Origin of the sequence: Actinoplanes sp. G11-F43, assembly GCF_050589265.1 — a bacterium.
In the GTDB taxonomy this organism is placed as follows: domain Bacteria; phylum Actinomycetota; class Actinomycetes; order Mycobacteriales; family Micromonosporaceae; genus Actinoplanes.
Genome location: NZ_JBNZCE010000005.1, coordinates 53,255 through 66,995, shown reverse-complemented (window position 1 = coordinate 66,995; position 13,741 = coordinate 53,255). Strand labels below are relative to the sequence as shown.

The 13,741-nt window shown below is 69.6% G+C and carries 14 protein-coding genes; 4 read left to right on the top strand and 10 right to left on the bottom strand.

The window, feature by feature from the left end; genetic code table 11:
- Nucleotide 1: 1 nt before the first annotated feature.
- Together ACQ0O7_RS05370 and ACQ0O7_RS05365 are read right to left on the bottom strand one after the other, a co-directional pair.
- A complete protein-coding gene (locus ACQ0O7_RS05370; RefSeq protein ID WP_430780623.1) occupies nt 2-2,359 on the bottom strand; it encodes a chemotaxis protein CheA in 2,358 nt (785 codons plus the stop codon).
- A 66-nt stretch (nt 2,360-2,425) separates the two neighbouring features.
- Entirely contained in the window at nt 2,426-3,124 is a 699-nt protein-coding gene (locus ACQ0O7_RS05365) for a response regulator transcription factor (RefSeq protein ID WP_430780622.1), read from the bottom strand.
- A 406-nt stretch (nt 3,125-3,530) separates the two neighbouring features.
- Between ACQ0O7_RS05365 and ACQ0O7_RS05360 the strand changes: the two genes are divergently transcribed.
- Complete coding sequence (locus tag ACQ0O7_RS05360; RefSeq protein WP_430780621.1) at nt 3,531-4,007, top strand: CAP domain-containing protein; 477 nt, start codon at nt 3,531-3,533, stop codon at nt 4,005-4,007.
- Between the two features lie 6 nt (nt 4,008-4,013).
- Here ACQ0O7_RS05360 and ACQ0O7_RS05355 read toward each other — a convergent pair whose 3' ends face one another.
- On the bottom strand, nt 4,014-5,054 hold the full coding sequence (locus ACQ0O7_RS05355; RefSeq protein WP_430780620.1) for a UDP-N-acetylmuramate dehydrogenase: 1,041 nt from the start codon (nt 5,052-5,054) through the stop codon (nt 4,014-4,016).
- A 68-nt stretch (nt 5,055-5,122) separates the two neighbouring features.
- On the opposite strand from ACQ0O7_RS05355, the gene ACQ0O7_RS05350 reads away from it, so the two are divergent.
- The 3 genes from ACQ0O7_RS05350 to ACQ0O7_RS05340 all read left to right on the top strand — a co-directional run bounded on the left by ACQ0O7_RS05350 (nt 5,123) and on the right by ACQ0O7_RS05340 (nt 8,374).
- Nucleotides 5,123-5,881: a maleylpyruvate isomerase family mycothiol-dependent enzyme gene (locus ACQ0O7_RS05350; RefSeq protein ID WP_430780619.1), complete on the top strand. Its 759-nt coding sequence runs from the start codon at nt 5,123-5,125 to the stop codon at nt 5,879-5,881.
- 87 nt (nt 5,882-5,968) lie between these two features.
- Nucleotides 5,969-7,354: a GH1 family beta-glucosidase gene (locus tag ACQ0O7_RS05345; protein WP_430780618.1), complete on the top strand. Its 1,386-nt coding sequence runs from the start codon at nt 5,969-5,971 to the stop codon at nt 7,352-7,354.
- 9 nt (nt 7,355-7,363) lie between these two features.
- A complete protein-coding gene (locus tag ACQ0O7_RS05340; protein ID WP_430780617.1) occupies nt 7,364-8,374 on the top strand; it encodes a LacI family DNA-binding transcriptional regulator in 1,011 nt (336 codons plus the stop codon).
- 1,049 nt (nt 8,375-9,423) lie between these two features.
- Here the strand turns inward: ACQ0O7_RS05340 and ACQ0O7_RS05335 are convergent.
- The 7 genes from ACQ0O7_RS05335 to ACQ0O7_RS05305 form a co-directional block, all read right to left on the bottom strand.
- On the bottom strand, nt 9,424-9,828 hold the full coding sequence (locus ACQ0O7_RS05335) for a macro domain-containing protein (RefSeq protein ID WP_430780616.1): 405 nt from the start codon (nt 9,826-9,828) through the stop codon (nt 9,424-9,426).
- Entirely contained in the window at nt 9,825-10,595 is a 771-nt protein-coding gene (locus ACQ0O7_RS05330; protein WP_430780986.1) for an EI24 domain-containing protein, read from the bottom strand. The genes ACQ0O7_RS05335 and ACQ0O7_RS05330 overlap by 4 nt, the downstream gene beginning before the upstream one ends.
- Nucleotides 10,596-10,656: 61 nt before the next feature.
- Nucleotides 10,657-11,094, bottom strand: a complete 438-nt coding sequence (locus ACQ0O7_RS05325; RefSeq protein ID WP_430780615.1) for a hypothetical protein — start codon at nt 11,092-11,094, stop codon at nt 10,657-10,659.
- 438 nt (nt 11,095-11,532) lie between these two features.
- Nucleotides 11,533-12,411 (bottom strand): alpha/beta fold hydrolase, encoded by an 879-nt coding sequence (locus ACQ0O7_RS05320; RefSeq protein WP_430780985.1) that lies wholly within the window; start codon nt 12,409-12,411, stop codon nt 11,533-11,535.
- Nucleotides 12,411-12,725: a DUF2516 family protein gene (locus ACQ0O7_RS05315; RefSeq protein ID WP_430780614.1), complete on the bottom strand. Its 315-nt coding sequence runs from the start codon at nt 12,723-12,725 to the stop codon at nt 12,411-12,413. The genes ACQ0O7_RS05320 and ACQ0O7_RS05315 overlap by 1 nt, the downstream gene beginning before the upstream one ends.
- 66 nt (nt 12,726-12,791) lie before the next feature.
- The gene (locus ACQ0O7_RS05310; protein WP_430780613.1) at nt 12,792-13,268 is read right to left on the bottom strand and encodes a hypothetical protein; all 477 of its coding nucleotides are present in this window, start codon (nt 13,266-13,268) and stop codon (nt 12,792-12,794) included.
- The gene (locus tag ACQ0O7_RS05305; RefSeq protein WP_430780612.1) at nt 13,265-13,690 is read right to left on the bottom strand and encodes a helix-turn-helix domain-containing protein; all 426 of its coding nucleotides are present in this window, start codon (nt 13,688-13,690) and stop codon (nt 13,265-13,267) included. Before ACQ0O7_RS05305 ends, ACQ0O7_RS05310 begins: the two co-directional genes overlap by 4 nt.
- Between the last annotated feature and the right edge of the window lie 51 nt (nt 13,691-13,741).

Here is a 13,741-nt window from a genome sequence, read left to right as displayed (position 1 = left end):
ATCAGGCCTCCACCAGCATGTCGTCCATCGAATCGCTGTAGAAGTTCGGGTCGGCGGCGAGGATGGCCCGGCGCACGTCGAGCAGCTCGGTGACCCGTTGCTGGATCACCGCGGTGCCGACCAGGCCGTCCTCCTCCGCGTCGCGGCGGGCGGTGGTCGAGTTCTCCGCGATGTCCACGATCCGGTCGACCACCAGGGCCACGCTCTTTCCGCCCTCGCTGTAGACGACCACCGACACGGTGTCGCCCTCCAGTTCCTCGCCGTACGCCCCGAGCAGGTGCGACAGCCGTACCAGCGGCAGGATCTGCCCGCGGTACTGGACCACCTCGCGGGAGCCGGCGTGTTCGATCCGGTCGCGCGGGAACTCCTCCAGACGCGTGACCGTGTCCAGCGGAATCGCCACCCGGCGTTCGCCGACCGCGGTGACCAGCAGACGCTCGGTGCCACCACCGGCGGCGCCGCGCTTGTCCACCACGTTCTCGCGCTCCGAGTCGACGGCCAGATGCGACCGCCGGGCCAGTGACGAGACGTCCAGGATCAGACCCACCTTGCCGTCACCGAGGATCGTCGCCCCGGCGTACAGGCCGATGTCCTTGAATCTGGTGTTGAGGGCCTTGACCACGACCTCTTCGGTGTTCAGCACCCGGTCCACGACCAGGCCGAACCGGCGGCCGTCGGCCTGCAGCACCATGATGTAGACGCCCTGGTCGCCGCCGACCTCCAGACCCAGGGCACGATCCAGCCGTACGAGCGGGAGCAGCTTGCCGCGCAACCGGTAGACCGGCGCGCCGGAGGCGTACTCCACCTTCGTCGTGTTGCCGTCGATGAAGACCAGCTCCAGCACCGCGACCTGCGGCACCACGTAGCGCTGGTCGGCGCAGTCGACGGTGAGGGCCTGGATGATGGCGAGCGTCAGCGGGATGGTGAGCCGCCAGACCGTACCCTCGCCGGGTGTCGAGTCGACGCTGACCGCGCCGCCGATGTTCTCGATGTTGGTCTTGACCACGTCCATGCCGACACCACGGCCGGACACGTTGGTGACCTTCGCCGCGGTGGAGAAGCCGGGCTGGAAGACCATCGCCATGATGTCGCGCTTGTCCATGTTCGGGATCTGCTCCGGCCGGAGCAGCCCGTTCTCCACGGCCTTCTGCGCGATCCGGTCCACGTTCAGGCCGGCGCCGTTGTCCGCGACCTCGACCGCGACGTGCCCACCCTCGTGGTACGCCCGGAGCGTCAGCGTGCCCTCCGGCCCCTTGCCCGAGGCGATCCGCCGCTCCGGCTCCTCGATGCCGTGGTCGACCGCGTTGCGCACCAGGTGGGTCAGCGGGTCCTTGACCGCCTCCAGCAGGCTCCGGTCGAGCTCGGTCTCCTTGCCCTCCATCACCAGGGCGACCTGTTTGCCGAGCGAGTTGCTCAGGTCCCGGACGACTCGGGGCAGCTTGGACCAGATGTGCTCGATCGGCTGCATGCGGGTCTTCATGATGCCCTCTTGCAGCTCACTGGTGATCATGCCGAGCCGCTGGGCACTTCGGACCAGACCGGAGTCGCCGATCTCCATCACGCCGCGGACCAGCTGGTTCCGGGCCAGCACCAGCTCACCGACCATGTTCATCAGGGTGTCGAGCAGGTCGACGTCCACACGGATCGCGCTGTCCGCGATGCTGCGCTTCGGCGCCTGCGACTGGAGTGCCTCGTTGACCGCGGCCGGCGCGGCCTTGCCCTCCTCCAGCAGGATCGTGCCGAGCTTGCGGTCGTCACCCTCGATCTGCTGCTGCAGCGCCGAGGCGACGTCGCCGGACTGCGCCGCGCCCGCGTCGACGAGCATCTGGCCGAGCGGCTGGCGCTGTTCGGCGACCGGCTCGGGAGCCGGCCGGGCGGCGGCCGTCTCACCCTGCTCGACGCTGACCGGGGCCTCGGCGTCCGCGGCCGGCGCAGACTCGGCGGCCGGCGCGGCGGCGGGAGCGGTGTCCGAGGGCGCGTTCATCTGCGCCTGGATCTTGACGATCATGCTCTCGATGTCGACCTCGGCCTCGGACCCGTTCTCCTCGATCGAGGAGAGGATCGACCGGACGCCGTCGATACAGAGCAGGAGGACTGTGATGGTCTCCGGGGTGACCGGCTGGACGCCGTCCCGGAGCCGGGACAGGAGGGACTCACCAGCGTGCGCCAGCTTCTCCAGTCGCGAGAACGCGAGGAAACCACTGGTGCCCTTGATGGTGTGGATCGCCCGGAAGATGCGGGAGATCAGATCACGAGAGTCCGGCTCCTGCTCAAGGCTGACGAGATCCCGGTCGATCTGGTCCAGGTTCTCGTGGCTTTCCATGAGGAACTCGCCGACGATCTCGCCAAGGTCTTCCACTTCTTACTACCTCCTGCTCGGCTTCACTGCCCTCATCGACTTCGGGGGACGCCAACTGAGAAGACTTCAGGACTCTCCGCCCGGGCGGCGGTAGCGATAGCCGAACCCACGTACCGACTCGATCGGTGATTCGTCCGGATCGGACCAGCCGAGCTTGCGTCGCAGGCGCAGAACCGCGAACTTGACCCGCTCCTGGCCGATCCCGGTCGGGTCGTCCCAGGCCTGGGTCAGCAGCTGATTCGGGGAGAGAACCGCGCCGGCATGCCGCACCAGCGCGTTGAGCAGGCGGAACTCGGTGGGAGTGAGACGCTTCTCCTCACCCTTGACGTAGACCCGGCGCTTGGTCGGGTCGAGATGCACGAGGCCGTCGTCGTAGACCTGACTGGCCCAGCTGTTCTGCCCGGCCGAGGAGCGCCGCAGCAGCGCCTCCACCCGGGCCAGCAGCTCGTTGTTGGCGAACGGCTTGGTCAGGTAGTCGTCGGCCCCACCCCGCAGGCCACGCACCTTCTCCGCCTCCTGACCATGGGCGGTGAGGACCAGCACCGGTACGTCCGACACGTCCCGCAGCCGTTCCAGGACCTGCCAGCCGTCCATCTCCGGCAGTCCGACGTCGAGCACCACCAGATCGGGATGTTCGGCGTACGCCTCCTTCAGCCCGGACCGGCCGTCGGCGGCGTGGGCCACCTCGTATCCGGCCCGGCTGAACAGCAGTCGCAGCGCGAGTGCGATGTCCGGATCGTCCTCGACCACGAGTAGGCGACTCATACCTTGGCTCCCCCTGCCCCCAACCCGCGCTCGCGCCCATGCGGGCACGGCAGTCTCCGGGCACGCGGAAGGTGTGCCGGGAGTCAGCTTCTGCCTGGCACCGCCCGCGCGACCGCGGGCGGGAGATAACTCCGAAGGCGCGAACACACCATAGCGTGATGTGACCGCCTATTTACGGACAGTGACAGCTTAGCGCCGGGTTCGGACGAACGAGCCGGTCCGCGAGGATCCGCCCGACTGGACCCGTCAGCGGTGATCTACGGGCGATACCGGAACAGCCCTTCAGACTGACATTTGCGGCATGGCTTTTCGCCCGTTCCGAGAAAGATGTGACGAGCCGCGCTGTACGGGGTGCGATAACCGTACGGGCCGATCCGTGCCCGGTTTCCGTTCTTCGGGAGGCCTCGTGTCCGTCCGGCTCACCGCCCTCGCGGCAGCACCCACTCTGCTCGTCCTCGCCGCGCCGGCCGCGGCCCAGGAAACCCCGCCGTCGAACCGGGCCCAGTCGGTGATCAACCAGGTGATGAAACTGACCAACGAGAAACGGAGAGCGGCCGGCTGTCCCGCGCTCGCCGTGGACGGCCACCTGCTGACGGCGTCGTTGCGGCAGAGCGACTACATGGCCCGGACCCGGCTGTTCAGTCACGTGTGGCGCAACGGCTCGACCTTCGTCGACCGCAGCGAGGAGGCCGGCTATCAGAACCCGGCCGGAGAGAACATCGCCTGGGGCTACCGGACCGCGCCGGACGTGTTGCGGGCCTGGATGGCCAGTCCGGCGCACCGGCGGAACATCCTCAACTGCAAGGCGCGGTCGATGGGTGCCGGCGTGACCTTCGCCGCCGACGGCACCCCGTACTACAGCCAGCTCTTCGGCTGGGAGTGACAGCGCTCAGATCGCGCAGTTGACCAGCACCGGCTCCGGGTGCAACTCGACACCGAACCGCTCGCGCACCCCGTCCCGGATGACCCGGGCCAGGTCCAGCAGCGCCGCGGTGCTGCCGCCGCCCCGGTTGGTCAGCGCCAGGGTGTGCTTGCCGGAGATCGCCACTCCGGCACCGGCGAAGCCCTTCGGGAAACCGGCGTTCTCGATCAGCCAGGCCGCCGGGATCTTGACGGTGCCGTCCGGGGCCGGCCAGTGCGGCATCTCCCCCAGCGTGCCGAAGAACTCCGCGGACACCACCGGGTTGGTGAAGAACGAGCCCACCGACCAGGTGTCCCGGTCCTCCGGGTCCAGCACCATGCCCTTGCCGGCCCGCAGCTTCAGCACGGTGTCCCGGGCCAGGCCCAGCGGCACCCGGTCACCGGCCTCGGCGCCCAGCGAACGGGCCAGCTCCGCGTACCGGATCGGGGCCGACTCGCCGGAACGGGGCAGCCGGAAGTCGACGGCGGTCACCAGATAGCGGTCATTGTGCTTGAACACGCTGGACCGGTAGCCGAAACGGCACTGCTCCGGAGTCATCACCAGCATCTCGTCGGCCACCCGGTCGTAGGCGTGCACCGCCTCGATGGTGTGCGCGACCTCCTGGCCGTACGCCCCCACGTTCTGGATGGGGGTGGAGCCGGCCGCGCCCGGGATGCCGGACAGGCACTCGACGCCGGACCAGCCGTTGGCCACGGCGGTGGCCACGAAGTCGTCCCAGGGCTCGCCGGCCGACACGCGGACCAGCAATCCGGTCTGATCCTCGCCGACCGTCTCGACGCCGCGATCGCGAAGCACCAGCACCTCACCGGCGAAGCCCTCGTCGCCGACGACCACGTTGCTGCCACCCGCCAGAATCAACAGCGGACGCCCCGCCGCGGTGGCCGCCCGCACCGTCTCGACCGCCTCGTCCGTATGGACCGCCGTGGTCACTGTGCCGGCCGGCCCACCTAGGCGTAGCGTCGTGTACGCCGCCAGGAATCTCTCCGGTGCCGAAGGGGTATCAGTCACCACACAACCCTAGAGTCACCGATGACGAGGGGTCACCGGCGGTCCGGCCGAGCGGGGAGACGACTGCGATGAACAGGTTGCACGCGACGAAGGACTTCTGGCTGGCGGCGCTGCGCGCCGACGGTCCGGCCTTCTATGACGCCGTGGCCGAGACCGGCCCCGACCCGGCCGTGCCCGGCATACCCGACTGGACCGTCGCCGACCTCGCGCACCACGTCACCGACACCCTCCAGTGGGTGCGCGGCACCGTCGCCCGGGGCGTCACCGACCGGCCGGAGCCGACCGCCGCGCTGCCCCGGGAGGGCTGGACCGAGACGCTCGACCTGCTGCGCCGCGAGGTGACCGGCACGATCGAGACGCTGGAGGCCCTGGACCCGGACTTCCCGGCGTGGAACTGGGCGCCGCAGCCGAAACGGGCGGTCTTCTGGCACCGCCGGATCGCCCACGAGATGTCGGTGCACCGCTGGGACGCCGAGGCCGCGGCCGGCCGGGCCACCGCGATCGAGACCAAGCTCGCCACCGACGGTGTCGGTGAGATCCTGGACACCTGGCTGCCGGCCGGCCGGCGCAAGGGCCCGACCGACCTGCACGGTGTGGTCCACCTGGTCGGCACGGATGCCGGGCAGGAGTGGTTCGTCCGCCTGCGGGGCGCCGGGATCGCGCTGCTGGACACCGGCACCATCCTGGACACCGACGATCACCACGCCCGGGCCAAGGCCACCGGCAGTGTGAGCGATCTGCAATTGGCTCTGATGGGGCGTAAAAACCCGGACCAGTTGGCGCTCACCGGGGACCCTCGGCTCTTCCAGGCGCTGCGAACCGGCTGACAGTTCACATCATGTGACGTTGTCACACGGAGATGAAGCCGTACGATGAACCGGTTAAGTTAGCGGATCATCAGAAGCGGAGAAGACATGACGGCAACCGTCACGTCCACGTCGGCGCAGCCGGCCGCCGCGGGGACCAGGTTCCCCGACGGCTTCGTCTGGGGCGCGGCCACGGCCTCGTACCAGATCGAGGGCGCCGCGCGGGAGGACGGCCGTGGCCCGTCCATCTGGGACACGTTCAGCCGGACGCCGGGCAAGGTGGTCGGTGGACACACCGGCGATGTCGCGTGTGACCACTACCACCGGTACGCCGAGGACGTCGCGCTGATGGCCGACCTCGGCCTCGGTGCGTACCGCTTCTCCGTCGCCTGGCCGCGGATCCGCCCCGACGGCACCGGCCCGGTGAACGTCCGCGGCCTCGACTTCTACGACCGGCTCACGGACGAACTGCTCGCCAAGGGCATCGACCCGGTCGTCACGCTCTACCACTGGGACCTGCCCCAGACCCTGGAGGACCGCGGCGGCTGGACCGTCCGGGAGACCGCCGAGGCGTTCGCCGACTACGCCGAAGTGGTCTACCGGCGGCTCGGCGACCGGGTCGCCACCTGGACCACGCTCAACGAGCCGTGGTGCACCGCCTACCTCGGGTACGGCAACGGCATCCACGCCCCCGGCAAGCAGGACCCGGCCGGATCGCTCGCCGCCGTGCACCACCTCAACCTGGCGCACGGCCTGGCCGCCCGGGCCCTGCGCGCGGCCGGCGCCCGCAACATCAGCATCACGCTCAACCCGTGCGAGGTGTCCCCGCTCGACCCCACCAACCCGGCCGACATCGCCGCCGCGACGATCATCGACGGGGTCGCCAACCGGATCTTCCTCGACCCGCTGCTGCGCGGCGAATACCCCGCTGACGTGCTGGAACACATCTCCCGGATCACCGACCTGTCCTTCATCAAGGACGGCGACACCGAGATCATCCACCAGCCGCTCGACATCCTGGGCATCAACTTCTACACCCCGTCGTACGTGTCGGCGAAGCCCGGCCAGCCCGGTGCCGGCGACTACCCCGGCAGTGAGGGCATCGCCTTCCGCAAGCCGGTCGGCCCGGTCACCGACATGAACTGGCAGATCGAGCCGGCCTCCCTGACCCGCCTGCTCACCCGCATCCACCGGGACTACCCCGGCACCCCGCTGATGATCACCGAGAACGGGGCGGCCTACCCGGAAGGCGTGCACGACCCGCTGCGCGTCGACTACCTCAACGACCACCTGCGCGCCTGCCACGACGCCCTGGCCGCCGGAGTCGACCTCCGGGGATACTTCGCCTGGTCGCTGCTGGACAACTTCGAATGGGCCGAGGGGTACGTGAAACGCTTCGGTATCGTGCACGTCGATTACACGACCCAAGAGCGTGCCCTCAAGGACAGCGCGAAGTGGTACCGCGAGGTGATCAAGCGCAACGGCCTGGAATAGGAGCGTTTTGTGACGACGCGGGAACGGCCGACACTGGAAGCAGTAGCTCGCCGGGCCGGGGTCTCCCGCGCCACGGTCTCCCGCGTCGTCAACGGCTCCACCACGGTCGCCGCCACCATCCGTGAGGCCGTCACCCGGGCCGTCGAGGAGCTCGGCTACGTGCCGAACCAGGCGGCCCGCAGCCTCGTCACCCGGCAGACCGACTCGATCGCGCTGATCCTGCCGGAAACCGCCAACCGGGTCTTCTCCGACGACCTGTTCTTCCCCGCGATCATCCGGGGCGTCGGCTCCGAACTGGAAGCCGCCGACAAACAACTCGTCCTGATGATGGCCGGCTCCGCCGCCGGCTACCACCGGGTCGAACGCTACGCGGTCGCCGGCCACGTCGACGGCGTCATGTTCGCCTCCATCCACGGCGCCGACCCGCTGCCCGGCCTGCTCGCCCGCCGCGGCATCCCGGTGATCTGCTCCGGCCGCCCGATGGCCGCCTCACCACCCGTCCCCTACGTCGACGTGGACCACGCCGGCGGAGTCGCCGCAGCCATCAAGCATCTGATCGAATCCGGTCGCCGGCGGATCGCCACCATCGCCGGGCCAGGCGACATGGTGGCCGGCCTGGAACGCCTCAACGGCTACACCGGCGCCCTGCGCGACGCGGGGCTGCCCGCACTGGTCACCACCGGCGACTTCACCAGGGAATCCGGGATCAGCGCGATGTGCGAACTCCTCGACCGCGAACCCGGACTGGACGCCGTCTTCGCCGCCTCGGACCTGATGGCACACGGGGCGCTGCAGGCGCTGCGATCCGCGGGCCGGGCCGTCCCGGACGACGTGGCGGTGATCGGTTTCGACGATTTCGACATCAGCCGCTACAGCGACCCCCCACTGACCACGGTCCGCCAGCCGATCGCCGAGGCCGGCCGGGTGATGGCGAGCCAGATGCTGCGCCTGACAGCCGGCGAAGACATCGAACCCTCGATCATCCTCCCCACCGAACTGATCATCCGAGCCTCGGCTTAACCCTTCCCCGGTACGCCCTTCAACCACCCCGCGTCCCGCAACTCACTCGCCAGCCACCCCGCGTCCCGCAGCCCACTCGCCAACCACCCCGCGTCCCGCAGCCCACTCGCCGAACGGCCCCACGCCCACATCGCGAGTCAGGCCCCACCCACGCACACCCCCAGCAGCCCGCCGGTCCGCTCCCGCCCACGCCCTACTCCGGCCTTGGCTTCAACCCGCGCCTTCTCTGGCTCGCGTCCCGTGCCCTCGCTCCTGCCCTGGCTCCCACCCGCGCCCTCTCTCGCTCCTGCCCCGCGCCCTCGCTCCTGCCCTGCCTCTCGCCCGCGCCTTCTCTCCCGCCCGCGCCCTCGCCCGCGCTCCCGCTCCCGCCCGCGCCCTCTCTCCCGCCCGCGCCCGCGGCCCTCGCCCGCCCTCCCGCTCCCGCCCTCGCCCTCGCGCGATGTCTTGGCCCTGGCGCGAAGTATTGGCCGCTTTACCCTGAAATAGCCCTACTACAGGCCCCGTGGGACACAGACCGTTCGCTCAAGTGGCCACTCAACTGCGATCTTGCGAAAAGATCGCCGCCGGAAAGAGCCTTCTCCTCGTCCTCCGACCCCCTTGGGATCGATCCCGCGCACGCGACCGCCCCAAACCTGCGATCCTGGGCGATTTACCACCGAAAACGAGTGTCGCGACTGGCTGCCTGATCACTTGCGGTCAATCCCTCGCGCGGGCGATCCATCCAAACAAGATCTTGGTGGATTTACCACCTTATCCGGTGGAAAATCCTCCAAGATCGGCCAGGGCCGGGCAGGAAGGCGGACACGCGCGCGGGGAATTGACCACGGACAGGCCAGCAGCCTAGAGGAAGGCCCGAAAAAGTTGGTAAATCGCCCAAGATGGGAGTAAACACTCGCGCGGGGAATCGACGGCGAGTGGCCCAGCCGCCAAGAACAAAACTCAAACGGGGGCAGATCAGCGAGCCCGATCACCTTCGGAAAACCGGAGGCGTCCTCGCCGGCCCGCTCCTTCGAGATCCACAGGGAAGCGGACGCCCGCGGCCTGATGGATCAGCGGGCTGCCACCGCCCTGGCCGTGGCTGCCGTTTCGGGGCCGAACAGGACCAGCTTCGCGGTGTGCAGGGTGGTGGGAGTCGCCGCGCGGAGCGAGTTGGCGTAGCAGGACCTCAGCGACTCCGAACGGTCCTCGGAAACACTGAACACCGGGCCGACCGTATGCACCACCCAGCGTGCCGGGAGACGGCCGGCCGTGGTGGGCACCGCTTGACCGGTCGGGAGGCCCCGGCCGTACCGTGAAGCCCGCAGTTTTCGGGTCTCCTCCAGGATCGCCGGACCGCCCTTGCGATGGATCGCCCCGTCCACTCCCCCGCCGCCGAGCAGCGACGAGTTGGCCGCGTTGACGATCACGTCGACGTGCTGGGTGGTGATGTCGCCGTCGAGCAGGTCGATCCTCACAGTGGTGCCGTATTGGTGATCTCGATGGGCTTGCCCAGTGATTTTCGGGCCAGCAGGGTCGCGCCGGCGATCGCGGCAGGCATCAGGAACACCGCGCCCAGCGGGATCAGGAACGTCAGGAAGACGGCCACACCGAAGCCCAGCGTCAGCGGCTTACGTTGCGCCAGAACCACCCGGCGGTGCCGGAGCCGCTGGCCACGACGCTGGAACGGGACACCGGTCAACTCCAGTGCCAGCAGCCAGCCGCCGACCGCACCGCCCAGCACCGGGATCACGGTCTGGCCGACGAACGGGATCAGCCCCAGCAGGAAGAGCGGCACACCGATCAGGACGGAGATCCCGATCAGCTTGAGTGAGTCGACCAGGCTCCGGCGCAACGACTCCCAGAGCGGGACGTCCACTTCATCCGGTACGCCGCCGAAGCGGTCCTCCACCAGCTCCGAGATCTTCTCGTAGAACGGGTCGCCGATCAGCAGGGTGACCGCGGTGAAGGTGAGGATCGACAGCAGCACACTCGAACCGAGCACGGTGAGGCCGCCGAGCACCCGCATGGTGCTACGCAGCCACTCCGCCCAGTCGTCGGCGAACCAGGTGACCGTGGCGGCCAGATCCGGCAGGTTCCGGATCAGCAGGAACAGTGCGATCGCGTAGAGGATCCCGGACAGCAGCGCCGGGATCAGCCCCAGGACCATCAACCGTGGACTGCGCAGCACCAGCCCGAGCCCGCGCCCGAGGAGCCCGGCACCCGCGGCGAACTCCCGAACCATCGACACCGGACGACTCCGATCACCACTCACGTTTCGGGAGCTTAGGCCGTTGGCGCCAGGTTCAGGGGGCCGGGGCGGTGCCGGACGGCGCCGAAACCGACGGAGTGCTGGTGGCGCTCGGTGACGGCGGTGTCTCGGACGGGCTCGGCGGGTCGGTGACCATGGTCGGCGTCGGGACCGGCGGGTCGGTCAGCAGCGGTGGGCCGGTGGTTCCGGTGGGTTGCGGCGGTACGGAGTGGATCACGGTCACCGTCGTCGTCACGATGGTCGGCCCGACGGTGGGAACGGTCGGCGACACGACGGGGTCGGCGGTGGCCCGGGGCGGTCGGCCGGCGTATCCGGTGTCCCGTGTCGGAGTGGACCCGATCGGGGCGGAACCGATGCCGCCGTCACCGACGAGGCCGCCGAATCCCTTGTGGGCGTCGAGAGTCGCCTGCTGAGCGCTGGGGGCTCCGAGGGCCCATCCGGTCACCACCGCGAACGGCAGCCCGAGAACCACCAGAGCGTAAAAGACGGATTTAGGGGACAAACGCACGTACAACGTACCGGTCGGAGCGTCCGAAAAGTTACGGCTTTTCAGCATAACGGCACACCGCCCGCGGGCCAGAATCCACCAACCCATGAGGGGCACCGGCGTCGACGAGGACCGCCCCGAAAGGCAGCGAGCAACGACGCCAGGAACGGCGGTCAGGCCGGGGCGGGGCCTCGGCGCACGGTCGCCCGCCCATGGGCGGACAGAGGGGCTTGTGCGATCGAGGTCAACCCGTGTGCCGACGTGTGGCTCGCATCGGACCCTGATGGTTGATCGGTTCGACGGCGGCTCAGACCCGGTCGCCATGACGATTCCACGGGTGAACGGCCTTCCTGAAGCAACCATCAGGGCCCGAGTCGGGCCACACATCGGCACACGAACGGAGGCTCTGGCGCCGAATGGCGGCTAGCTGTTCAGGAAGGTGGAGATGCGGTCGCGCAAGGCGTTGCGGTTGGTCCACAGGAAGCTGGGACGGTCGTAGATCTGCAGGTCGGCACCGAGGGATTCGGCTATCCGCTCGGCCCAGGCGGACGGGTGGACCTCGTCTCCCCGGCAGCCCAGGACCAGTGCCCGGCCCTGGAAGGAACGCAAGGCCGACTCGTCGGGGAGAGCCGGGGACGACCACACCGACTCGATCTCGGGGGCCAGGCCGTCCCGCTGCAACTGTTCGACCCGCTGGCGTAGGGCGCTCCAGCCGGCCGGAGTGTTGCGGACCGCGGCGGGCAGCTCCTGCTCGACCGCGTCGGCGATCATCGCGGCCTCGCCGGACTCGACCGCGGCCAGCAGGCGCTCCAGGCGCTCGGCGGAGGCGGCGGCCCGGGTGCCGTCGAGCGGGGCGGGCAGGTAGAGGACGACCTTCGCGAAACGGGCCGGGGACTCGGCGATCACCCGGCAGAGCGCGGACGCACCCATGCTGACCCCGACAGCCCTCGTGGCGCCGGCCTGGTCGGCGACGGCCCGCAGGTCGGTGGCCAGGTCACCGAAACTCCACGGGCCGGGTGGCACGTCGGAGCGGCCGTGCCCGCGGAAGTGGAAGAACACCCGGCGGCCGGTGACGGCACTGCCGAGCGGGCGGGTGCCGGTGATGTCACCGGCGAGCCCGTGCGCGAAGACGGTGACCGGATCACCGGTGCCGGTGACGAGCTGCTCCACCCGGACACCGGAAGGGAGGGTGACCACCTCGGTCGCCGGACCCGGCAACGTCGGCCGACCCGTCCGCGGCCCGGTCCGGTCGTTGCGCTGCAGGCGCGGACCGCCGTCCGGTGGCGGCGGGCCGAACCGGATCACCAGAAGCCCTTGCCGTCCGACAGGTCCTTGAGGCCGGGGCGGACGTCGAGCATGTAGACCAGGGCGGCGGCGACACCGATCATCGTGATGATCAGCAGCCCGCCCTGGCCTAGCAGGGTGATCGCCAGGCAGACGCCGATGATCGCGGCCCACGCGCCCTTGGGCAGGGTGCCGAGCGCCTGGAAACCCGCACCGCGTTGCGTCAGGCAGTGGATCAACGCGACCGCCTGCACCGCCAGGGAGACGAACAGGATGGTGATGTCCAGGTAGAAGCGGACGTCGAGGAAGAAGATGGGCGCTGCAGTGGCCATGAGAAAGAGTCTATGCCGTGGGCTCCGGTGGTGCCGGAGCCCGGCAATCATGTCGTCAGCGGACGGTCACTCCGCGGGAGCGGCCGGCTTGGCCCGCTTGCGCGGCTTCGGCGCCGGGGCGGCCTCGACAGCCTTGGCCTCCTCGACGGCGCTCTCCACGGCCTTCGGCTGCTCGGTGGCCTCGATGTCGGCGTTGACCACGTCGGCGGCCTCGACGACGCCGGTGCCGACGACGCGCTCGCCGCGGGAGACCAGCTCGTTGTAGACCGCGAGGGCGCGCTCGGAGGCGACCTGGGCGAAGTTGGTGGCGGCGGCCGCCGCGTTCTCCCGGAGGGCGTTGAAGTCGGCGCCCTCGGCCTTGCCGCGCAGCTCGGCGGCCTTGGTGCCGGCCTGCTCGTTGTAGGTGCGCAGCGAGGCGGCGGCCTTGTCACCGAGCTCGCTGACCACGGCCGGCAGCTTGCGCAGCTGCTCGTAGGCGAGGTCACCGGCGCCGGCCGCGGCATACAGCGGAGCGGGGATCTTGGTCTTGGTCTGCTCGGTCATGGCTTCTCCTCGGCGATCGGGGTGGTCCGGGACGCGTCGTCCGCGGGCTCGGCGGGCTCGGCGGGCTGCGGGTTGTTACGCGCGTTCTCGTTGCGGAACGTCTCGTAGATCTGCGTCAGGGACTGCTTCTGCGCGATCGTGAGCTCCGGGTCGACCGCGATGGCGGCCAGCACACCCTGCTGGCCCTCGCCATCGAGCAGTCCGGCCCGCAGATACATCGCGGGCGTCGACACTCGCAAGGCGCTGGCGATCTGGGCCAGCACCTCGGCGCTCGGTTTGCGGAGGCCGCGCTCGATCTGGCTCAGGTAGGGGTTGCTCACCCCGGCCTTGTCGGCGAGTTGCCGGAGCGAGATCTTGGCAGTCTGACGGAGGTCTCGGATGAAGGTCCCGATGTCCTCAGGCAGATCCTTGGGTGCGGCCATGACTCGAAGCTAGCTCGCCTTGCTAACTCCTGCAAGCAAAACGCTAGCTAC